Origin of the sequence: Flavobacterium sp. 3HN19-14, assembly GCF_051373205.1 — a bacterium.
Classification (GTDB): domain Bacteria; phylum Bacteroidota; class Bacteroidia; order Flavobacteriales; family Flavobacteriaceae; genus Flavobacterium.
The window spans coordinates 162,472-184,461 of the sequence record NZ_JBPPZT010000001.1; the positions used below are offsets into that span (position 1 = coordinate 162,472).

At 41.8% G+C, this 21,990-nt stretch carries 15 protein-coding genes and 8 pseudogenes; 7 read left to right on the top strand and 16 right to left on the bottom strand.

The window, feature by feature from the left end; translation table 11 throughout:
* Nucleotides 1-130 precede the first annotated feature (130 nt).
* The 3 genes from ACSLFW_RS00820 to ACSLFW_RS00830 are packed head-to-tail and all read left to right on the top strand — an operon-like array spanning nucleotide 131 to nucleotide 3,511.
* On the top strand, nucleotides 131-841 hold the full coding sequence (locus ACSLFW_RS00820; protein ID WP_436554244.1) for a hypothetical protein: 711 nt from the start codon (nucleotides 131-133) through the stop codon (nucleotides 839-841).
* Nucleotides 765-1,232, top strand: coding sequence for a fibronectin type III domain-containing protein (locus ACSLFW_RS00825; protein ID WP_436554245.1), 468 nt, complete (start codon nucleotides 765-767; stop codon nucleotides 1,230-1,232). The genes ACSLFW_RS00820 and ACSLFW_RS00825 overlap by 77 nt, the downstream gene beginning before the upstream one ends.
* Nucleotides 1,169-3,511, top strand: a complete 2,343-nt coding sequence (locus ACSLFW_RS00830) for a DUF7619 domain-containing protein (protein WP_436554246.1) — start codon at nucleotides 1,169-1,171, stop codon at nucleotides 3,509-3,511. Before ACSLFW_RS00825 ends, ACSLFW_RS00830 begins: the two co-directional genes overlap by 64 nt.
* A gap of 375 nt (nucleotides 3,512-3,886) precedes the next feature.
* Here the strand turns inward: ACSLFW_RS00830 and ACSLFW_RS00835 are convergent, their stop codons facing one another.
* The 16 genes and pseudogenes from ACSLFW_RS00835 to ACSLFW_RS00910 form a co-directional block, all read right to left on the bottom strand.
* Nucleotides 3,887-5,254 carry an NADH-quinone oxidoreductase subunit N gene (locus tag ACSLFW_RS00835; RefSeq protein WP_436554247.1) on the bottom strand — a complete coding sequence of 456 codons (1,368 nt, stop codon included), beginning with the start codon at nucleotides 5,252-5,254 and terminating at the stop codon, nucleotides 3,887-3,889.
* 8 nt (nucleotides 5,255-5,262) lie between these two features.
* Nucleotides 5,263-6,705, bottom strand: a complete 1,443-nt coding sequence (locus ACSLFW_RS00840; protein WP_436554248.1) for a complex I subunit 4 family protein — start codon at nucleotides 6,703-6,705, stop codon at nucleotides 5,263-5,265.
* Nucleotides 6,705-8,609 (bottom strand): annotated as a pseudogene (gene nuoL / locus ACSLFW_RS00845) (NADH-quinone oxidoreductase subunit L). The gene ACSLFW_RS00840 and the pseudogene nuoL overlap by 1 nt, the downstream one beginning before the upstream one ends.
* Before the next feature lie 6 nt (nucleotides 8,610-8,615).
* A complete protein-coding gene (nuoK, locus tag ACSLFW_RS00850; protein ID WP_436554249.1) occupies nucleotides 8,616-8,936 on the bottom strand; it encodes an NADH-quinone oxidoreductase subunit NuoK in 321 nt (106 codons plus the stop codon).
* Nucleotides 8,936-9,457, bottom strand: coding sequence for an NADH-quinone oxidoreductase subunit J family protein (locus tag ACSLFW_RS00855; RefSeq protein WP_436554250.1), 522 nt, complete (start codon nucleotides 9,455-9,457; stop codon nucleotides 8,936-8,938). Before ACSLFW_RS00855 ends, nuoK begins: the two co-directional genes overlap by 1 nt.
* Complete coding sequence (locus ACSLFW_RS00860; protein WP_436554251.1) at nucleotides 9,457-9,999, bottom strand: NuoI/complex I 23 kDa subunit family protein; 543 nt, start codon at nucleotides 9,997-9,999, stop codon at nucleotides 9,457-9,459. Before ACSLFW_RS00860 ends, ACSLFW_RS00855 begins: the two co-directional genes overlap by 1 nt.
* A 214-nt stretch (nucleotides 10,000-10,213) precedes the next feature.
* Entirely contained in the window at nucleotides 10,214-11,101 is an 888-nt protein-coding gene (locus ACSLFW_RS00865) for a complex I subunit 1/NuoH family protein (protein ID WP_436554252.1), read from the bottom strand.
* Complete coding sequence (locus ACSLFW_RS00870; RefSeq protein ID WP_436554253.1) at nucleotides 11,089-11,256, bottom strand: hypothetical protein; 168 nt, start codon at nucleotides 11,254-11,256, stop codon at nucleotides 11,089-11,091. Before ACSLFW_RS00870 ends, ACSLFW_RS00865 begins: the two co-directional genes overlap by 13 nt.
* 2 nt (nucleotides 11,257-11,258) lie before the next feature.
* A pseudogene (locus tag ACSLFW_RS00875) lies at nucleotides 11,259-12,302 on the bottom strand (2Fe-2S iron-sulfur cluster-binding protein).
* 77 nt (nucleotides 12,303-12,379) lie between these two features.
* Nucleotides 12,380-13,749: pseudogene (gene nuoF / locus ACSLFW_RS00880) on the bottom strand (NADH-quinone oxidoreductase subunit NuoF).
* Between the two features lies 1 nt (nucleotide 13,750).
* Nucleotides 13,751-14,281, bottom strand: coding sequence for a complex I 24 kDa subunit family protein (locus ACSLFW_RS00885; protein WP_436554254.1), 531 nt, complete (start codon nucleotides 14,279-14,281; stop codon nucleotides 13,751-13,753).
* 56 nt (nucleotides 14,282-14,337) lie between these two features.
* Nucleotides 14,338-15,573: pseudogene (locus ACSLFW_RS00890) on the bottom strand (NADH-quinone oxidoreductase subunit D).
* Between the two features lie 20 nt (nucleotides 15,574-15,593).
* Entirely contained in the window at nucleotides 15,594-16,115 is a 522-nt protein-coding gene (locus ACSLFW_RS00895; RefSeq protein WP_436554255.1) for an NADH-quinone oxidoreductase subunit C, read from the bottom strand.
* A 3-nt stretch (nucleotides 16,116-16,118) separates the two neighbouring features.
* On the bottom strand, nucleotides 16,119-16,667 hold the full coding sequence (locus tag ACSLFW_RS00900) for an NADH-quinone oxidoreductase subunit B (RefSeq protein WP_436554256.1): 549 nt from the start codon (nucleotides 16,665-16,667) through the stop codon (nucleotides 16,119-16,121).
* Between the two features lie 110 nt (nucleotides 16,668-16,777).
* Nucleotides 16,778-17,142, bottom strand: a pseudogene (locus ACSLFW_RS00905) (NADH-quinone oxidoreductase subunit A).
* Between the two features lie 153 nt (nucleotides 17,143-17,295).
* On the bottom strand, nucleotides 17,296-17,772 hold the full coding sequence (locus ACSLFW_RS00910) for a TspO/MBR family protein (RefSeq protein ID WP_436554257.1): 477 nt from the start codon (nucleotides 17,770-17,772) through the stop codon (nucleotides 17,296-17,298).
* Nucleotides 17,773-17,856: 84 nt separating this feature from the next.
* Between ACSLFW_RS00910 and ACSLFW_RS00915 the strand changes: the two are divergent.
* The 4 genes and pseudogenes from ACSLFW_RS00915 (at nucleotide 17,857) to ACSLFW_RS00930 (ending at nucleotide 21,982) form a co-directional block, all read left to right on the top strand.
* Nucleotides 17,857-18,941, top strand: a pseudogene (locus tag ACSLFW_RS00915) (diphosphomevalonate/mevalonate 3,5-bisphosphate decarboxylase family protein).
* 74 nt (nucleotides 18,942-19,015) lie between these two features.
* A pseudogene (locus ACSLFW_RS00920) lies at nucleotides 19,016-19,928 on the top strand (mevalonate kinase family protein).
* 48 nt (nucleotides 19,929-19,976) lie between these two features.
* A complete protein-coding gene (locus ACSLFW_RS00925) occupies nucleotides 19,977-20,936 on the top strand; it encodes a geranylgeranylglycerol-phosphate geranylgeranyltransferase (RefSeq protein ID WP_436554258.1) in 960 nt (319 codons plus the stop codon).
* Between the two features lie 145 nt (nucleotides 20,937-21,081).
* Nucleotides 21,082-21,982: pseudogene (locus tag ACSLFW_RS00930) on the top strand (pseudouridine synthase).
* Nucleotides 21,983-21,990: the final 8 nt, after the last annotated feature.

Below are 21,990 nucleotides of genomic sequence, written 5' to 3' on the forward strand. Positions count from 1 at the left end.
ATTAATTTTTTTCAAAAAAACCCGATTTACAAGTCGGGTTTTTTTTATTTCATTTGTTATAGAATTACTGCCTTTTGAAGATTTAACCATTTCAAAATCAGTTATATTTACTACACCAAAACCAACCATTATGAAAAAACTTTTACTTCTTGCCATTTTCTCGTTTTTTGGATTGGCGGCACAAGCGCAATGCGAAGCCCAGTTTCAATGTACTTATACTTTTATAATGTCAGATTCCTACGGAGACGGCTGGAATGGAAACACTATGGTTATTTCCCAGAACGGAAACGACATCGCTACCATCGGAGCTACTTTTGATGACGGTAACAACAGTACAGCAAGCGTCTTGTTGTGTACGGGCGTGCCATTCCAGATACGATGGAATTTGGGCGAAGGCAATACTTATCCCGATGAAGTAGGGCTCAACGTCATGAACAATTTTCAGCAGACTGTTTTCGCATTGGCTTATCAAAGTCAGTTGCTGGCCAACTCTATAATTTATACTGGTAACGTAAATTGCATATCATCAATATGCTCTCCTCCTATTTTGCCAGTTGCTCAGGCAACATCCGTAAATAGCGTTTTTATACAATGGAATGCTCAGTTTGACCAAAATCAATGGGAAGTACTGGAATTACCTGACGGTTTGCCTTTCCCTAATGCTTCGATGATTGGTACAGCTACGACCGTTAATTCTTTTACTTATTCCGGATTGGATTACGTTGACGCGTATAATTATTATGTAAGGAGCGTCTGCTCTGGCGGTGAAAAAAGCGTATGGACAGGCAGCTCAATTTTCTATTCCGAACTGTTCGACTCCGGTAGAAATATTCGCTACTAACACATCTACCACAGGCGCTACGATAAATTGGACAGAAACCGGGTCGGCAACACAATGGGAAGTACTGCTTTTACCGGTCGGCAGTCCTGAACCTGCTTCAGACACTTCAGGAATATTAACTTCTTCTAACCCATATACCGCAAGCGGGCTTATCCCCGGAACAGTTTATAAATGTTATGTGCGCCCAGTTTGTGCCTTTGGTGTTGGGGAATGGTCATACAGCATTTATGTATATCCGGCCTGTACCGCACCGGCCATGCTGAACATTACAAATCTTACAGCTTTTGGGGCAAATGTTGCCTGGACAGAAATGGGCAGCGCCACGCAATGGGAAGTTATTGTGCAACCTGCTTCGGCCCAGCGCCAAATGCGACAGCTACCGGTACATTGACATCGTCTGCAAATTTTACTGCAACCGGACTTACCACTAACACTCCTTATAAATTCTATGTAAGAGCGGTTTGCGGATCGGTTACTGCAACCTGGACAGCTTCCGCGGCATTCACTCCAACGGTGGCTTTACCTCCGTTGCAAACAAGCACGTCACAATTCACGACTGCGCAATTGGTGAGCGATGTTTTGGTCAACAATCCTTGTGTCACTATTTCCAACATCACATCGAGCACCGGAACAAATTTCAATTCGGTTAATGGAATCGGTTCTTTTAATAACATTAATCCGCTTTTCCCGCTTTCATCCGGGCTTGTATTGTCTACGGGAAATGTGTTGAGCATACCCGGGCCAAACTCAACAACGTTAAGTGACGGCTCCGAAAACTGGCCTGGCGACACCGAATTGGAAAGCATCATTACAACTGCTACAGGAAATGTAATGGAATCCCACAATGCTACAAAACTTGAATTCGATTTTACTACCCAGAACGCCTATATGAGTTTTAATTTTTTGTTTGCATCTGACGAATACGGGATTTACCAGTGTGAATATTCAGATGCGTTCGCATTTTTACTTACAGATTTGACAACAAATGAAACAACTAATCTTGCGATTGTGCCGAATACAACGACCCCGATTTCAGTGGTAACAATTCGCGACAATGCAAACAACCCGAATTGCGATTCGCAAAACCCGTTATTCTTTGACGAGTATTTTTATAACACCCCATCTGCTTCTGCAACCAATTTTAATGGTCAAACGGCTGTTATGACAGCAGCAGCGATAATCGACCCAACGCATTCTTATCATATAAAACTGGTGGTTGCTGACAGGGGTGATGAATTGTACGATTCGGCAGTTTTCATCCAGGCTGGAAGTTTCGCTGCGGGACCACCGGAATGTACCGATAAAATCAAACTGGTTGCTTTTGTCGATGTGAATGAAAACGGCAGCAGGGATACTTTCGAACCTGACTTTACTTACGGCTCTTTTGTGTACCAGAAAAATAATGCCGGAGATGTCAATAACATTTCTTCTCCGTTAGGTTATTATTCTATTTACGATGCCAATCCGGCCAATACTTATGATTTCAGCTATCAGATTAATCCCGAATTTGCGCCATATTTCGCAGCATCAGCGACCAACTTCAACGACATCAATATTCCGGTTGGAAGTGGCACTACTACACTCAGTTTCCCAATTGTACTGACAAACGGTTTCAATGACGTGACAGTATCGGTTATTCCGGTTTCGCCGCCGGTTCCGGGAATTGGTTATCGCAATAAAATCGTTTACAGGAATCTTGGTATTACACCGGCATCTGGCACGTTGACCTTTAATGCCGATCCGCTTACAAGCATCGTGAATGCTTCGGAATCAACTACATTGACATCTTCTGCGCTGACTTATGACTTTGTAAATCTTGCCCCTTATGAAACGCGTTCGATTTATGTGAATATGTCTGTTCCTGCAATTCCGACGGTAAATATCGGCGATGTGCTTACAGACAGCGCGAGCATCTCGGCACCGGCGAATGATATTAATATTTCGAATAACACTTTTACGAATGCACAGGTTGCCGTTGCGTCTTACGATCCGAATGATAAGATAGAAGCGCACGGTGGAAAAATCGCCGTCAGCCAGTTCAACCAAAGCGATTATCTTACGTATACAATCCGTTTTCAGAATACAGGAACGGCAAACGCTATCAATGTAAGGCTGGAAGATGTATTGGATGCGCAACTCGACGAAACCAGCATCAGAATGGTTAGCGCGAGCCACAATTATGTGATGGACAGGGTTGGCAACGATGTGAGCTGGAAATTCGATTACATCCAGCTTCCTGGCGCGATTCAGAATGAAGCTTTGAGCCACGGTTATGTGACGTTCATGATCAAATTGAAACCTGGCTTTGTTGCCGGTGATATTGTCCCGAACCATGCTGAAATTTATTTCGATGCGAATCCCCCGATTGTAACCAATACCTTCAACACCGAGTTCACCAACAATTTAGGCACAGTTGGTTTTAGTTCAGGAAATCTTTTGATTTACCCGAATCCGGCTTCGACAATCGTTCAGGTGAGCCTGCAAAATACTGGCGACACGATTGGCAGTGTGACTTTATTTGATGTACTTGGAAAAAGCATCAAAACGATACAATCGATTCATTCACAACAAACGGCTGTTGATGTTTCAGGATTATCAAAAGGCATTTACATGATGGAAATCATTACTGATAATAAATACAGAACGGTGAAAAAATTAGTGATTGACTAAGGACTTTCAATCTGTTGAAGCAAAACCCGTTCTTAAGGACGGGTTTTTTTATTTCTTTCAAATCATCTTATCAGTTGCTGAATTGTTGCTTTCAGAAGATTAAAATCTGTATTCAGATTATTGCTTGCAATTACCCGCTAATCGATTTTTCTTCACAGTCGCACGGTTCTTATGTTCCGAAAAACATTATTTGCTTTACGCGTTATCTTCCGGGTCTTCAAAAGACCGTAAGTTGTATTCAGAAGACTGTTTCTGGCATTCCGAAGACCGTTTCACGAATTCGCGGCTTCCCACGCCTCGTAATCTTAATTTGAATTGTTGTTGCATAAAAAAGCCGCCGGTTAAGGCAGCTTTATGTATATTGAATAAATTCTTTTACAACAAATCCAAAACCAACGAAGGTAAAAGTCCCAACACAATATTCAAAAGTATGGCCACAACTGCAACACTGTAATAAATATAAGAAGTTCCGGTTCTTTTTTCATTTGGTTCTTTAGTGTACATCGCCAAAATCAATTTGAAATAATAACCAACGCTGATGATTGAATTGATCACAGCAACAATCACCAAAACCAAATATCCGGCTTTAATGGTCTGGCTGAACAAAACCAACTTTGCGAAAAATCCTGAGAAAATCGGGATTCCGGCCATAGAAAGTAATGCACCTGTCAAAATTACGGCCAACAACGGATTGGTTTTTGAAAGTCCGTGAAAGTTCACAATATCTTCATGCTCTTTGTCACGGCATACATAAAGGATTACCGCAAAAGCCGCAATTCCGGCCAAAGAATATGCCGACGCGTAATATAATAAACTTGCCGCCGCAGTTTCAGTGTTGAGTAAAGTCATCAGCATAAAACCTGCGTGGGAAATTCCAGAGAAAGCCAGCATACGCTTTACATTCGCCTGGCGCAATGCCATGATATTCCCAACAGTCATCGACAGCATCGAAATGACAACGATAACGGTTTGTGATGTTTCAGGCAGATTCGTGTTCATTACAACAGCCAATTTAAAGAAGCAAGCCATTGCGGTTACTTTCGCCAAAGTACTCATCGTTGCAGTTGTCAGTGCAGGTGAACCTTCGTAAACATCCGGAGCCCAGAAGTGAAACGGAACAGCTGCAATCTTAAATAACATTCCGATGCTTAACAAAATAATTCCGATGTAAAACCATTCTTCGACATCGGCAGCAGTTGCCGCCACCTGGATTTCCGCCATATCGAATGAACCGATAGCGCCGTAAATTAGGCAGATTCCGAATAAAATGATTCCCGAAGCAAATGAACCCAAAAGGAAATATTTCATTCCGGCTTCATTACTCTTTAAATTAAGGCGATTGCTTGCAGCCAGAACGTATAGAGAAATTGACAAAACCTCAATTCCGAGGAAGAACATCGCGAGATTTCCAAAGCAAACCATCGCCACAGCACCCGATAAAAGGAACAATTTAATGCCTATATAATCTGAGATTTTAGTGGCATGATGCTCGTAAAAATTATGACTCATCGCAATAAGGAAAATCGTCAAAACGATGAATAGTGAAGAAAAAGTCACTGAAAAATTATCGACAACGACCATATTGTTGTAAAAACTTCCGCCGTGGTCATAATCACCAATATTCAATCCGAGAATGGCCAGAAGCCCGACAATTACTATCGGCACAATCACTTTTGTCAGGTTGAGGATTTCAATCAAGAGGCATAAAACACCTAATCCTGTTATAGCTATTAATGTATTCATTCTTCTGACTAGTTAAAACGATTGATTTGTGTTATGATATTTTCGAGGCTTGGCGTAATTAAATGGGTGATTGGTTTCGGGTACATTCCGAAAAAGAACAAAACTGCAATGATTACAACCAAGACTGCACCTTCATTGAAAGTGACATCTTTGAAAACTTTTGTATTGGTTTCGCCCAACATCACATGCTGGAACATTTTGAGCATGTAATAAGCGCCCAAAATGATGGTTGTTCCGCCTAATATTGCAAACCAGACATTGATGTGTAAAAGACTGTACAACACAGTAAATTCCCCAACAAAGTTAAAAGTTGACGGTAATGCAACCGATGCCAACACCAAAATCATAAACATTGAAGTAAATTTTGGCGATTGTGCACGGATGCCGCCCATTTCGGCGATGTTTCTTGTTTCGTATCTTCTGTAGATGATTTCCGCTACAAAGAACAATCCGACTACGACGAAACCGTGTGCAATCATTTGTAAAACCGCGCCGCGCAATCCGTCTAAAGTCAATGTATAAGTTCCGGCAGCGATTAACCCAACGTGTGCTAATGACGAATACGCCAATAACTTCTTTAAATCTTTTTGGCGTAAGGCTACAATCGAACCATAAATCACGCCTGCGATTCCAAGTGCGATGAAGAGGTGCAGGTATTCTTTAGCTGCAACTGGCGCAATCGGCAATTGCCAACGAATGACGCTGTACAATCCCATTTTGAGCATGATCCCCGAAAGTAACATGGTACCGACAGTTGGTGCTTTTTGATACACTTTTGCCTGCCATGTATGGAATGGAATGATTCGGATTTTAATCGCATACGCCAGGAAAAACGCGAGGAAAATCCAAAGTTGTTCGTTTGAATTTAAATCGGCTTTGTATAAATCGTCGATTAACAGACTTCCTGTTTTTCCATATAGATAAATGAAAGCCGTCAACATGAAAAGCGAACCTGCAAAAGTGTAAATGAAAAATTTCACGACTGCTTTTTTGCGCTCTTCGGCATCGCCGTTACCCCAAATCAGTGCGATGAAGTAAATCGGAATCAGCGCCAATTCCCAAAAGATATAATACAACAAGCCGTCAGAAGCGAGGAAAGTTCCCGTCATTGCAAACGACATGAATAAAATAAGGGCATAAAAAGCTTTTGCATTCTTAACGCCATTTCCGAAAGCAGAAAAAATGATGATTGGCGTTAGTGAAGTCGTCAGCAAAACCATGGCTAATGAAAGTCCGTCTACTTTTAAGGCAAAATGAATATCCGGTTGTGAAATCCATGCGCCAACGAAATCGAGATTTGTTCCGGCATTGTATAAATTCAACAGATAAATCGAAAATCCGAAACCTGCCAATCCGAAGAACAGCGCCACTTTCGAAGCGATTTTATCTCCCGAAAAATACGTGGCCAATGCGCCGGCTAAAAGTAATATCAATAAGTAAGTTACCTCCATTATATGTAATTTTGAGCTAAAAATAAATAGGAAATAATGGCACAAACGCCAATTACAAAAGCAAATAAGTATAAACCTATACTTCCGCTTTGTAGTTTCCGTCCGTAATATCCTAATTCGTTAGTGACTTTTCCTAAGCCAAATACGGCTGATGACAATCCGGCTTCGACATAATCCCTGAAAAATCTCGAGAAGAAATTAATCGGTTTTACGATGGCGAAATCATAAGCCTCATCGACATAGTATTTGTTGTATATTACTTTTGAGATGCCTGTGATGTTCTCATCTGAATCCGGCAATTGGTTTTGTTTGATGTATTTTACGTAAGCGATTACGATTCCGACGAAAGCGCCAACTAAAGCAACTCCCATTAACATATAAGTTTCACCTGTAATCCCGTGGTGTTCTTCGCCTGCGGCTTTTGAGAAAAGTGGCGCAAGATATTCATTGAGCCAGCTTTCGGTTGGCAAACTGATCAATCCGCCGACTGTTGCTAAAATCGCCAAAACGATTAACGGGAAAGTAATCAAGGCCGGACTTTCGTGTAAATGGTGCTTTTGTCTTCCGTTCCGCGGAAATCTTTGAAAAATGTCAAATACATCAATCGGAACATATAAAAAGCTGTCATGATTGAAGCAATCGAGCCAATGATATATAATGGCATGCTGTGTTCAAAAGCCGTCATTAATATTTCATCTTTCGACCAGAAACCAGCGAACGGGAATATGCCAGAAATCGCCAAAGTTGAAATCATCATTGTCCAGAATGTAACTGGCATGTATTTTTTCAATCCTCCCATGTTTCTCATATCCTGCTCGCCGTGCAGCGCGTGGATTACAGATCCGGAACCTAAGAACAGGCAAGCTTTAAAGAAAGCATGTGTGATTACGTGGAAAACCGCGATTTGGTAAGCGCCCAGGCCTAAAGCCAGGAACATCAATCCCAATTGAGAAACGGTTGAATAAGCGAGTACTTTTTTAATATCATTCTGCAACAAACCGATTGTCGCTGCAACCAAAGCAGTAATGGCACCAACTACTGCAATCAACACCTGAACGCTGTGAGAGATGTCAAAAAGAAAATGCAATCTTGTTACCATGAAAATTCCCGCTGTTACCATCGTCGCTGCGTGAATCAATGCTGAAACCGGCGTTCTGTCCAGCCATTGCATCAGGCAACCAGGTGTAGAGTGGAATTTGCGCTGATTTACCGCAGGCGCCAATGAATAAACATAAGGCAGCAAAGGCATACCATGCATTAGCAGGCCGTGTAACGGCATTATTTATCTGAGCCATACTGTTGACGGCGTCGAAGTCGAGGGATTGTGTAAGCATCCCTAAAATGAAGATTCCAATCAAAAGACCCAAATCCCCGATTCGGTTCATGATGAAAGCCTTTTTTGCCGCGTCGTTATAATCCTGGTTTTTGTACCAAAATCCAATTAGCAGGTAAGAACAAAGTCCTACGCCTTCCCAACCGATGAACATCACGAGCAAATTGCTTCCAACGACAAGCGTAATCATAAAGAAAACGAACAAATTCAGGTAAGCGAAGAATTTGTGCATGTTCTCATCGTCGTGCATATAACTGATGGAATATAGGTGAATCAATGATCCGATTCCTGTTACGAACATCAGCCACAACAAAGACAATTGATCCAGCTGAAACCCAAAATCAACTTTGAAAGTGCTGATGTCAATCCAATCAAATAAAGAAATTTTCACCACCTGTCCGGTTGAAGTCAGATTCATGAAAAAATAAAGCGTCACTGCAAAAGAAACCGCAACGGCCAAAGTGCCAATCCATTCGGAAACCATTTTCCCGAGGCTTTTCCCAAAGAAAACGTTGATTAAAAATCCGAAGAACGGCGCCAGTAATAAAACTAAAGCTAAACTTGTATCCATTGCAGATTATCCTTTTAATTTTTTTAATTTGGAAATGTCGATTGCCCCGATATTTCTGAAAACCGAAACCACAATTGCCAATCCTACCGCTACTTCCGCAGCAGCGACAGCCATCGAAAAGAACACGAAAACCTGTCCGTTCGCATCCTGATGATAGGTTGAAAATGCTACGAATAAAAGATTCACGGCATTGAGCATGATTTCAATCGACATGAAAACGATGATGGCATTTCTTCTGTACAAAACTCCGAAAACGCCGATACAGAAAAGTATGGTCGAAAGGAAAATGTAATTCTGAAGCCCGATTTGTTCTAAAACATTCTGCATTATTTCGCTGTATTTTCTTTTTTAGACAATAATACGGTTCCGATCATCGCAACCAAAAGCAGTACCGAAGCATATTCGAACGGCACCATAAAACCTTCCTTGTCGTCAAGCAGAACCTGACCTAATTTATTGATAGATTGGTAATCTTCTCCCAAATCAACGTAATTCAATGACACTGGCTCTGAATTTACGAAAATCAAAACCAGGATCGTCAGCATCAAAGTAAACAAAACAATTGCGCCAAGTCTGGTCACACGTGGTTTGTGCACTTCATCTTCTTTGTTAAGATTCATCAACATCACCGTAAACAGGAACAAAATCATGATCGCGCCCGAATAAACGATAATGTGAACAATCGCCAAAAACTGCGCATTGAGTAACAAATAATGTCCGGCAATCGAAAAGAAACAAATCACCAGATAAATCGCACTGTGAATCGGGTTCTTGCTGTAAATCGTCAAAAATGCCGAGCTGAGCGTAATCGCCGATAAAACGAAAAATATAATAAGCACTGTCGACATTAGTTCACGTTGTTAAGTTGTGCATTCTGCATCGCCTGCGTTAACGGCATCACGAGTTTGTCTTTTCCGAAAATAAAATCCTCGCGGTCGTATTGCGACGGTACCAAAACTTTTGAAGTCGTTAGGTAAATCGCGTCTTTCGGGCACGCCTCTTCACACAATCCGCAGAAAATGCAGCGCAGCATGTTGATTTCATAAATCGATGCATATTTCTCCTCGCGGTACAGATGTTTTTCGCTTGGTTTGCGTTCTTCAGCTTTCATCGTAATCGCTTCCGCCGGGCATGACAATGCGCACAATCCGCAAGCCGTACAATTTTCACGGCCTTGTTCATCGCGTTTCAGCATGTGCTGCCCACGGTAAACGACGCTGCGTTCGCGCACCTGTTCGGGGTATTTAATTGTTACTTTTCGCGTAAACAAATGTCGGATCGTAATGATCAAACCCTTCAGAATCGCCCAAAGATAAAGGCTTTCCAAAAAGGTCATCTCTTTGTTCGAGACCTCTTTCCTTCCGGATAATGAATAGCTTTCTGTTGCCATGTCAATTTTAGATTTTAGATTTTAGATTCTTCTGAATGCAAAACCTATTTTATTTTTTATTTTTAGGAGCAAGAACCGTAATAATTCTTTCACCAATTGTCCCGCTTTCTCTTCAATCTGTCATTGCGGAGCGAATATATTTACATTCAAAACCTTTTTGCAATGCCAGGATTTCCGCACCAATCGGGGCTATTTTATAACTTCTCGTTCTTTATCAGAAATATCCCTGATCGTGCAATAAAATCACAACACCGGTGATAATGATATTCGCAATTGCAATCGGAATCAGCATTTTCCAACCCAAACGCATCAGCTGGTCATAACGAAATCTCGGAATCGTCCATCTGATCCACATAAAGAAAAAGATGAAGAAACAGATTTTAACGAACAATACAGCCATTCCTATATAATTCGCCGGATTCACGCCCCAATGTTCCGTAACCCATGACATTCCGGGATAATTATACGCGCCAAAATACAGCACCGACAATATCGTAGACGAAATAAACATACTCGCGTATTCAGCAAACAGATAGAATCCCATTCTCATCGAAGAATATTCGGTGTGGTAGCCACCAATCAGCTCCGCTTCACATTCCGCCAAATCAAAAGGCGTACGGTTCGTTTCTGCAAAAGAACAAACTAAAAATATGATGAATCCGACTGGCTGATATAAAACATTCCAATGCCATTCTGATTGCTGCGCCGCAATTTCGCGAAGGCTCAAGCTTCCCGTCATCATCAATAAAGCGATGATTGAAAGTCCCATCGCCACTTCATAAGAAATCATCTGCGAAGCCGCACGCATGGCGCTCATCAATGAGAATTTATTATTTGATGCCCAACCGCCAATCATGATTCCGTAAACACCAACCGACAAAACGCCGAAAACGTATAGTAATGCCACGTCAATATCAGTTGCCTGTAAAATCACATCACGGTCAAAAATATGCAGCTTATCCCCCACGGAATTACCGCCGAGGTCATCAAAGCCACGCTCATCGATATCGCCGGGCACCACTACGAATAAAAATTTATTCGGCGTATCGGGCAAGAATTCCTCTTTCGAGAACAATTTCAATCCGTCGGCTAAAGGTTGCAAAAGTCCGCCTTTTCCGGCACGATTCGACCGATACGATCCTGCAGCCAGGCGGCAACTTTTCGTTCTGCCAAAGTGGAATACATCGCCATCAGCATCGTAAGTGCGAAAATGATGGTAATGAAAATCCCTTTTTCTATGATAATATCTTGCGTCATGGCTATATATTTCCTTCTTTAAAAACTTCGGTTTCGCGCGCATCTAACGGAATCGCAGGCATACTGATTTTCTTGCGGTCTTCTTCCGCCCTTTCAAAATACCTTCTTCAGTTTCGATTCTCACCGTATCAAGTTTTCTTGTATAATTATTTTGGTTGATAACCGAGTCTTTCTCGAATTTACGAGGTCACTTCGATTACCCAATCCTTCACGTCTTTATGGTCAAAACGGCATTCATTGCAAATGAATTCTTCCACTTCGTGGTATTCGTCTTTTCTACCGGTCACACGTTGGATTTCATCTCCGAACATCCAAACGGTAGTTTTTCCACAACATTTTGTACAATTCCTGTGTGCATTGAAAGGTTTGTTGAACCAAACCCTCGATTTGAACCTAAAAGTCTTATCCGTCAAAGCACCAACCGGACAAACATCAATCATATTTCCTGAAAACTCGTTGTCAATCGCTTTTGAAAGGCACGTTGAAATATTGGAATGATCGCCACGATCCATTACGCCATGCACGCGATTATCGGTCAATTGATCGGCAACCATCACGCAACGGTAACACAAAATACAACGGTTCATGTGCAATTGGATGTTCGGACCGATATCTTCCGGCTCGAAAGTCCTTTTTTCTTCAATAAAACGCGTCTGTGATTTTCCGTGCTTGAAGCTCAGGTTTTGCAAATCGCATTCTCCGGCCTGGTCGCAAACAGGACAATCCAGCGGATGGTTGATCAAAAGGAATTCAGTTACCGATTTTCTGGCTTCCGTTACCCTTTCAGAACCTGCGCTGACGACTTCCATTCCGTCCATACAACCCGTAACGCATGACGCCATTAATTTTGGCATCGGTCTTGGGTCGGCTTCGCTTCCCTTGGAAACCTCCACGAGGCAGCAACGGCATTTTCCGCCGCTTCCTTTTAATTTTGAATAATAGCACATCGCCGGCGGAACGCTCTCTCCTCCTATCATCCTTGCGGCCTGGAGGATTGTAGTTCCCGGTTCTACGTCGATGCTTTGACCGTCTATTGTTACTTTCATTTTATTTAGTCTAAAGTCTAAAGTCTAAAGTCGGTTTGAGCGGTTGCTTTCTTTCGACTTTCGGATTTTTGACTGTTCTATACTGTTTGTTTGGCTACTAAATGCTTTACCTTTTCAAAAGGTTCCTGCACGAAGTGATCCCTGTTTTTGATTTTTTCCGGGAAACGGACGTGGTATTCAAATTCGTCACGGAAGTGCCTGATGGCTGCTGCAACCGGCCAAGCGGCGGCGTCACCTAATGGGCAGATTGTGTTTCCTTCGATTCTGCTTTGGATGCTCCATAGCAAATCGATGTCTTCTTCACGGCCGAAACCGGTTTCGATTCTGTGCAATACTTTTTCAAGCCAGCCTGTTCCTTCACGGCAAGGCGAACATTGTCCGCAACTTTCGTGGTGGTAGAAACGGGAGAAATTCCATGTGTTTCTTACGATGCAGGAAGTGTCGTTATAAACTATGAATCCACCAGAACCTAGCATCGAACCTGTGGCAAAACCACCGTCGCTTAAGGATTCGTAAGACATTAATCGGTCTTCTCCGGCAGCAGTCTTGTAGATTAAATCGGCTGGTAAAACCGGAACAGATGAACCTCCGGGAACGAAAGCTTTCAATGGTCTTGAAGAACTCATTCCGCCTAAATATTCGTCAGAATTCATGAATTCGTAAACGCTCAATCCGAGTTCAATTTCATAAACGCCTGGATTTTTGATATGTCCTGAAGCAGAAATCAGTTTTGTTCCTGTTGAACGTCCGATACCAATTTTCGCATATTCTGCGCCTGAATTGTTGACGATCCACGGCACAGCAGCAATGGTTTCGACATTATTGACTACGGTTGGATTGGCCAGAAGTCCGGAAAACCGCTGGAAACGGCGGTTTGATACGCGGATTTCCTCTTTTGCCTTCAAGCGATTCAATTAAAGCAGTTTCTTCACCACAGATGTAAGCGCCGGCACCGCAATGCACATACAATTCCAAATCGTAGCCTGTTCCTAAAATATTTTTACCCAACCAACCGGCAGCTTTTGCCTCGTTGATGGCTCTTTCTAAGATCTTGTAAACCCACATGTATTCGCCGCGGATATAAATGTAGGAAAGGTTGGCGCCCAAAGCATAACTCGACGTAATCATGCCTTCAATCAAAAGGTGCGGAATATATTCCATCAGGAAACGGTCACTTGAAAGTGCCCGGTTCCGATTCGTCGGCATTGCAAACCAAATGTCTCGGCTTTCCTGACTTTTTGTCGATGAAACTCCACTTCATTCCGGCTGGGAAACCTGCACCGCCACGACCGCGAAGACCGGAAGTTTTCACTTCTTCGACAACCTCATCAGGCGTTAGCGTTTTCAGGGCTTTTTCCACCGAAGCATAACCGCCATTTTGGCGATAGACTTCGTAGGATTTGATGCCCGGAACGTTTATCTTGTCTAATAATATTTTTTGCGACATATTATTTATCGTGTAACGTTATTTTATTATCACGGCAATCAACAATCAGCTGATCGATTTTTTCTTCGTTCAGATGCTCCTGGAAGAAATCGCCCAATTGCATCATGGGTGCATATCCGCAGGCGCCTAGGCATTCTACGCCGCGCACCTCGAACATGCCGTCTGGCGTTGGTTCGCCTACTTTTACGCCTAATTTATTGCAGGTATAATCCATTAGATTTTCTACACCATTTAAGCAACATGGCGAAGTCTGGCAGAATTCGAACATATATTTTCCTACCGGACGTTGGTTGTACATCGTGTAAAACGTCACTACTTCGTAAACCTCAACTGGCTTAATGTGAAGGATTTCAGCCACTTTATCCTGCAATTCAAGGCTCAGCCAGTTGTCATGTGCATCCTGCACTTCGTGCAAAACCGGCAACAAAGCAGATTTCCTTTTATCTTCCGGATAATGGCTGATGAGCTCGTTGATACGCGCCATCAAAGCTTCGGTGATGTTGATTTCCTGTGTATAATGTTTGCGTTCCATTCTTTTTATTTTAGATTTCAGATTTCAGAATAATCTAAAATCTACATTCTACAATCTTATGCGTCTAACTCGCCAGCGATTACATTCAAACTTGACAAAGTCGCAATCGCATCGGAAAGCATTTGTCCTCTTACCATTTCGTTGAACGCCTGATAATATATGAAACAAGGCCTTCTGAAATGCAACCTGAAAGGCGTGCGGCTTCCGTCTGTTACCAGATAAAAACCAAGTTCTCCGTTACCGCCTTCAACCGGATGGTATACTTCTGTAACCGGAACCGGGATTTCGCCCATTACGATTTTGAAGTGGTAAATCAATGATTCCATTGTCGTGTAAACGTCTTCTTTCGGCGGCAGGTAATAATCCGGAACATCAGCATGATAAGGGCCTTCCGGTAATTTTGCCAATGCTTGCTTGATGATGCTTAAACTCTGCCAAACTTCTTCGTTTCTTACGCAGAAACGGTCGTATGTATCGCCTGATTTTCCAACCGGGATTTCAAATTCGAAATCTTCATAAGAAGAATAAGGTTGCATTACGCGAATATCATAATCAACTCCTGCAGCTCTTAAATTCGGCCTGTAAATCCGTAACTGATGGCTTTCTCTGCAGAAATGGCGCCGACGTTAATCGTACAGTTCATGAAAATCCTGTTACGTGTAAGCAGGTTTTCGAATTCTTTCCAGATTGGCGGGAATTCTTCTAATAAAGTATTGAGTTTTTCAAAAGCAAGCGGACTCCAGTCTCTCTCGAAACCACCGATTCTTCCCATATTCGTGGTTAATCGAGCGCCGCAAATCTCTTCGTAAATCTCGTATATTTTTTCCCTGTATTGGAATACGTATAAAAATCCGGTCAAAGCGCCGGTATCGACTCCAAGTACAGAATTACAGATGATATGGTCGGCGATTCTTGCTAATTCCATCACGATGACGCGTAAGTATTGCGCTCTTTTCGGAACCTCAACACCCAAAGCTTTTTCCAAAGTCATCCACCAACCCATATTATTAATAGGAGACGAACAATAATTCATCCTGTCAGTCAAAGGTGTGATTTGGTAAAACGGCCTGTTTTCTGCAATTTTTTCGAAGGCACGGTGAATGTAGCCAACGGTTCCCTCGCCGTCTACAATGCGTTCACCATCCATTAAAAGTATGTTTTGGAAAATACCGTGCGTGGCCGGGTGTGTCGGACCTGAAATTAAGGATCGAAAGCTCGCTTCCGTCTTCATTTTTCCGCGCTTCGATTACGCCTGCGTATCTTAATTCCGGTGGTAATAATAAGTCTGACATTTATATATTCGTATTTATTATTAGCAATTATCTGTTGTTCTTCCGAAGAAACGGTCGTCTTTGTCGGTTCTTCCGCCGTCTTCAAGTGGAAATTCCTTACGCATCGGAAACGATACCATTTCATCCATATTCAAAATTCGTTTCAATTGCGGATGGCCTTTGAATACAATTCCGAAGAAATCATACGTTTCGCGTTCCTGCCAGTTGGCACTTAGGAAAAGGTTAGAAACTGTATCGATTTCAGGATTTTCTGCCGGCAAAAATGACTTGATGCGAATGCGAACATTATCCATCCAATTGTGCATGTGATAAACGACTGCAAATTGTCTTCCAGAAGGTGCGTCAGCGTAATGCATCCCGCAAAGCGTGGTCAGGAAATTAAACCTTAATGTTGCATCATCACGCAAAAATTCCATTACTTCATGAATGGAATCAGCAGCAACTTCGAACGTTAAAATATCGTGGATTTGATGGAAATCGCCGGTTTTTTCACCAAATCGATCCGTCAAAGTATTCTGTATAACCTGGGTTTCTAATGCCATTTTTTACTTGATGTTATAAGAAGCCAATAATTCTGTGTATTCCGGGGAACTTCTGCGGCGCACGGATTCAGATTTTACCAGATCCTGTAAACGCATAATTCCGTCCAAAATCTGCTCCGGTCTCGGCGGACATCCGGGAACATAAACGTCAACCGGAATTACCTTATCAATCCCTTGTAAAACAGAATACGTATCGAAAATTCCACCCGAACAAGCGCACGCGCCAACGGAAATTACCCATCTCGGCTCGGCCATTTGCTCATACACCTGACGTAAAATCGGTGCCATTTTTTTTGCAATTGTACCCATCACCAAAAGCATATCTGCCTGACGTGGCGAAAAACTCATACGCTCAGAACCGAAACGCGCCACATCGTAATGCGAAGCCATTGTAGCCATAAATTCAATTCCGCAGCATGAAGTCGCGAAAGGCAGCGGCCAAAGCGAATTCGCTCTTGCCAGGCCTACCACGTCGCTTAGTTTTGTTGCGAAGAAGCCTTCACCCTGAATTCCTTCGGGAGCGTCGGCCATATTTATTTTTGAATCACTCATTTTAATTAGATTTTAGATTTTAGATTTCAGGATTTAGATTCATCCGAAATCCATAAAATCAGCATTCCTGAGCCAGCAATCTGAAATCTGAACTCTGAAATCTGCAATTTTTACTCCCACTCCAGTCCTTTTTTCTTCATCACATAGAAGAAACCGACCACTAAAAGCGTCATGAAAATCCCCATTTTCGCCAGCCCTTCGAAACCCATATCGCGGAAATTCACCGCCCATGGATAAAGGAAAATCACCTCAACGTCGAATAAAACGAAAAGAATGGCTACCAGGAAATATTTTACCGAAAACGGCACACGGGCATTTCCGACCGATTCAATACCACACTCAAAAGTCTTGTCTTTGTTTTTGGAATGTCGTTTCGGCCTAAAAAACTCGAGCCTATAATTGTCATCACCACAAAACCCACAGCGAGTAAAAGCTGCATCAGAATTGGAAAATAATCCGCTTGGTTGCTATGCATAATGGTCTTAATTAAATCAAAAAAAATTTTCACAAAGATAAGTGTCGGCAATTGAAAACACAACCTTAAAAAAGATTTTCACCGCAACTACAACGTTGTATCGGCTAATTTTTATTGATTATAAATAGCCGGTTTGTTTTTAAGGGAAATCTGTCATTTATTGAGCCACCAAATACTGCCATTGAGTATTGCCGCGAAGCAAACCCACAGCAGATACGGCACGAATAAATATCCGGCTGTCTTGTTGATTTTGAGGAATTTATATAAAGTTTCATAGATCATCAACGCCAAAAGCACAATTTCGATTAACGCCAGAAGCGGATTTTTGAGTCCGAAAAACAAAAACGACCACAACGCATTTAGAGCCAGTTGTATTGCGAAAAATACCAATGCTTTTTTCACTTCCTCACGGTTTTCTTCGATTTTATCCCAAACCAGGCCGCCGGAAATACCCATCAGTATATACAAAGTCGTCCAGACCGGTGCAAAAATGCTGTTCGGCGGGTTGAACCACGGTTTTTCAATCATCGAATACCAACCGGCTATGCTGGCGCGCGTTACGATCCCGGAGAAATAACCGATTGCCAGACAAGTTGCAACGAGAACCAGTATTTTGGTGTATTTGTTCATTATTTTTTTATTTTAAAGTTACTCAAAATTTACCTTCAAAATTAAAATGTTTTCTGAAAACTGTATCTTTACGAAAAATTTTCCATGCGCGAAACTGTCGATTTTATTCCGTCAGGAAATTACAAAACTACTGAAAAAGGCCGCTTTAAATGGAGCGCACCGAGCAACATTGCCTTGGTGAAATATTGGGGAAAAAAGAAAACCAAATCCCTGCAAACCCTTCTGTCAGCTTTACTCTAAGCAATTGCAAAACAATCACTGAGCTCGCTTTTGAATCAAAAGATAATACCGATGAAAGTTTCTCATTCGAGCTTTTTTTCGAAGGAAAACCGAAAGAAGATTTCAAACCGAAAATCCAGAAATTCTTTGAGCGTATTGAAGTTTACATGCCTTTTTTGAAGGATTATCATTTCGTCATAAACACCGAAAACACCTTTCCGCACAGTTCAGGAATTGCTTCTTCCGCCTCCGGAATGGCGGCTTTGGCAATCAATTTAATGAGCCTGGAAAAAACTTTATTTCCGGAAATTAGCGATGATTATTTTTTCGAAAAAGCGTCATTTCTGGCACGATTGGGTTCCGGAAGTGCTTGCCGCAGTATCAAAGGAAGTCCGGTTATATGGGGACAGCACGATAATATCGCCGAAAGTTCAGATTTATTTGGCGTTGCATTTCCATACGAAATGCACCCGATTTTCAACAATTTCCAGGACACGATTTTATTGGTTGACAAAGGCGAAAAACAGGTTTCAAGCACTGTCGGACACGATTTGATGCACGCGCATCCATATGCCAAAAGAAGATTTATCCAAGCCAGCGAAAATCTTGATAAACTGGCAGCCATCTTCAAAAACGGAAATTTAAACACTTTTATTGAAATTGTCGAAAGTGAGGCACTCACGCTGCATGCAATGATGCTGACTTCAATTCCATACTTTATTTTGATGAAACCTAACACGCTGGAAATCATCAATGCCATTTGGAAATTCCGCACTGAAACCAAAATTCCTGTTTGTTTTACACTTGATGCCGGCGCAAATGTGCACGTTTTATATCCCGAAAACGTTATAAATGAAGTTTTGCCGTTTATTCAGGAAGAATTAGCAGGTTTTTGCCAAAATAGGCAGTATATTTGCGATGTAATTGGAAATGGAGCCGTAGAATTATAAAATTTCGTATATTTATTCCGGTAAAATTTTCATTGTAAATCCCAAATATGAAATGACCTTTATTTTACTCAAAAATACTCCTTTTTGGAGAATACGGAATCATCGAAGATTCCAAAGGTTTATCCATTCCTTACAATTTTTACAAAGGCGCACTCAAGGTTTCCGAAAATCGCGAACGCCGAAGCCATAAAATCAAACGCGAGTTTAAGCCGTTTTGTTTTCTATCTCGAAAATTTGCAGCAAGAACAACCCGGTTTAGTGACTTTCGATATCGCCAAATTACACAAAGATGTCGCTAACGGCATGTATTTCGATTCAAGCATCCCGCAAGGTTACGGTGTTGGCAGCAGCGGCGCACTCGTAGCGGCGATTTACGACAAATATGCCAAAAATAAAATCACCGTTTTAGAAAATCTGACACGTGAAAAATTGCTGAAGCTCAAAACGATTTTCGGGCAAATGGAATCTTTCTTTCACGGAAAAAGTTCCGGCTTAGACCCATTAAACAGTTATTTAAGCATTCCGATTTTAATCAATTCCAAAGACAATATTGAAGCGACCGGCATTCCGACACAAAGTTTTGATGGAAAAGGCGCAGTGTTTTTGCTGGATTCGGGAATTGTGGGCGAAACCGCTCCAATGGTCAACATTTTCATGGAAAACCTCAAAGACAAAGGTTTCCGTTCGATGTTGAAAGATCAATTCGTAAAATATACCGATTTGTGCGTTGAGAATTTCCTCGGCGGCGACATGAAATCGCTTTTTACCAACACCAAGCAATTGTCAAAAGTCGTATTGAATAATTTTAAGCCGATGATTCCGGAGCAATTCCACAGCATCTGGCAAAAAGGAATCGACACTAACGATTATTACCTGAAATTGTGTGGTTCCGGCGGCGGCGGCTACATCCTTGGTTTCACCGAAGATCTCGAAAAGGCCAAAAAATCCCTCAAAGATTACAAACTCGAAGTGGTTTATCAATTCTAAGTTCAGGCGAAATCCCTGAACCTTAAACCCAAAACCCTGCACCCGGCTATGCTCAGCAGAAAAAACAAATTGCTCGTCATGAAAATCGTCAGTTTGTTTTCTGTCGTGCGCGGCTATAATATTCCGGTTATTGTTCTGGCGCAGTATTTATCGGCAATTTTTATTTTGGCGCCTGAAAACACAAGGGCGCTAAGCGTAATCTTAGACGGCAATCTTTTTATATTGGTACTGGTTTCGTCTTTCTGTATCGCTTCGGGTTATATCATCAATAATTTTTACGATGCGCAAAAAGACCTAATCAACCGTCCAGGAAAATCGATGCTGGACAGATTGGTAAGCCAAAGGACAAAATTATATGTTTATTTTTCGCTGAACTTCCTGTCGGTTATTTTAGCGTTTTTGATTTCATGGCGTGTCTCGTTTTTTTATTCGGCTTATATATTCCTGATTTGGTTTTATTCGCATAAACTTAAAAAATTCCCGATAATCGGCAATATTACCGCAGCGCTGCTGGCTGTATTCCCTTTTTTCGGCATCCTGATTTATTTATATAAGGTACAGGATGATGCCTACGATTTGAACAAAATAGGCATTATCGTCAGCCATGCATTATTCCTGTTTTTATTGATCCTGATTCGGGAAATGATAAAAGACCTGGAGAATCTCAAAGGCGACCTGGCGAATAATTACAATACAATACCTATAACTTATGGTGAAAGTATTTCTAAAAAGATTATTACAACGCTTTCATTTTTTACTATCATTCCGGTTTACATACTTATCGAGATTTACCACGTAGGATATATGGATATTTACTTTTACCTGTGCCTGATTACATTGATTTTCTTTCTTATAAAACTCTGGAAATCCAATACCAAAGAAGAATTTTTATTGCTGCACAATGTATTAAAAGCCTTGATTGTTGCGGGCGTTATAAGTATTATTCTTATTGAGCCTTCGGTTTTGTGGCACGGAAGAAAACTTTTAATGGCAATTTCGTTTATTTGAAGCTAATCCGGCTCTCCGCAGTAGTTTTGCGGCTGAACCCCAGCCGCAAAAGCTGCTTGCTACTATCCGGGGCTAGGGCATCCTGCAAACATTCACGAAACAAATTCACGGGAATAACCTATCTTTGCAAAAATTCTGAGGATTTATGAACAAGAACGAAGGCAATAACAGAAGAAACGGCAGCTCGAGACCCTCTTCGAACAAGCCAAAACCGGCCATGGCCAAACGTGCGCAAGGCCCGAAAAAAGCGAAACCAACAACGGCTAAAACTGCTGAACCGGTTTCAGACAAACCCGCAAAAAAACCGAACCAGGGCACCGAAAAGAGCAAAAGCTTCTGACGAAATGCGCCTCAACAAATACATCTCCAACTCCGGAGTTTGCTCGCGCCGTGATGCTGACATCTACATTCAATCAGGGAATGTTAAAGTCAATGGCATTCCGGTAACAGAAATGGGTTATTTGGTGAAAATCACCGACGTGGTGAACTTTGACGGCGTCAATATCACGCCTGAAAAGAAAGAATACATCCTTTTAAACAAACCTAAAAATTTTACGACCGCACTCGACGAAGGCCAGGAACACCGGAATGTACTTGAATTGGTTCGCAACGCTACCAACGCCAATATCGCACCAATCGGCAGAATGGATAAAAATACAACAGGCTTATTGTTGTTTACGAATGATACTGATATGATCCGTAAATTCAGCCTTCCGAGCCAGAAATCGTCAAAAATTTATCAGGTTTCATTAGACAAAAATTTGAAATTCGAAGATCTTGAGAAAATCAGTGGCGGCGTTACAATCGACAACCACCGCATCTTCATAGAAGAAATCAGCTACATCGAAGACCAGCCGAAAAGCGAAGTCGGATTAAAACTTAAAACTTCTAATGTAAAAGTGGTGCGCAATATTTTCGAGCATTTCAAATACGATGTCTTAAGAATTGACCGCGTTGCCTTCGCCGGACTGACCAAAAAAAACCTGCCGCGCGGCAACTGGAGATTTCTCACCGAACAGGAAATCATCAACATGAAAAATGCTTAATAAATCAA

What these genes read in the sequence shown, in the direction of transcription:
- ACSLFW_RS00820 (WP_436554244.1), top strand. Translation starts at nt 131, where the DNA reads ATGAAAAAACTTTTACTTCTTGCCATTTTCTCGTTTTTTGGATTGGCG.
- ACSLFW_RS00830 (WP_436554246.1), top strand. Translation starts at nt 1,169, where the DNA reads ATGGGAAGTTATTGTGCAACCTGCTTCGGCCCAGCGCCAAATGCGACA.
- ACSLFW_RS00835 (WP_436554247.1), bottom strand. Translation starts at nt 5,254, where the DNA reads ATGAATACATTAATAGCTATAACAGGATTAGGTGTTTTATGCCTCTTG.
- ACSLFW_RS00840 (WP_436554248.1), bottom strand. Translation starts at nt 6,705, where the DNA reads ATGGAGGTAACTTACTTATTGATATTACTTTTAGCCGGCGCATTGGCC.
- nuoK (WP_436554249.1), bottom strand. Translation starts at nt 8,936, where the DNA reads ATGCAGAATGTTTTAGAACAAATCGGGCTTCAGAATTACATTTTCCTT.
- ACSLFW_RS00855 (WP_436554250.1), bottom strand. Translation starts at nt 9,457, where the DNA reads ATGTCGACAGTGCTTATTATATTTTTCGTTTTATCGGCGATTACGCTC.
- ACSLFW_RS00860 (WP_436554251.1), bottom strand. Translation starts at nt 9,999, where the DNA reads ATGGCAACAGAAAGCTATTCATTATCCGGAAGGAAAGAGGTCTCGAAC.
- ACSLFW_RS00870 (WP_436554253.1), bottom strand. Translation starts at nt 11,256, where the DNA reads ATGACGCAAGATATTATCATAGAAAAAGGGATTTTCATTACCATCATT.
- ACSLFW_RS00885 (WP_436554254.1), bottom strand. Translation starts at nt 14,281, where the DNA reads ATGGAACGCAAACATTATACACAGGAAATCAACATCACCGAAGCTTTG.
- ACSLFW_RS00895 (WP_436554255.1), bottom strand. Translation starts at nt 16,115, where the DNA reads ATGGCATTAGAAACCCAGGTTATACAGAATACTTTGACGGATCGATTT.
- ACSLFW_RS00900 (WP_436554256.1), bottom strand. Translation starts at nt 16,667, where the DNA reads ATGAGTGATTCAAAAATAAATATGGCCGACGCTCCCGAAGGAATTCAG.
- ACSLFW_RS00910 (WP_436554257.1), bottom strand. Translation starts at nt 17,772, where the DNA reads ATGAACAAATACACCAAAATACTGGTTCTCGTTGCAACTTGTCTGGCA.
- ACSLFW_RS00925 (WP_436554258.1), top strand. Translation starts at nt 19,977, where the DNA reads ATGCTCAGCAGAAAAAACAAATTGCTCGTCATGAAAATCGTCAGTTTG.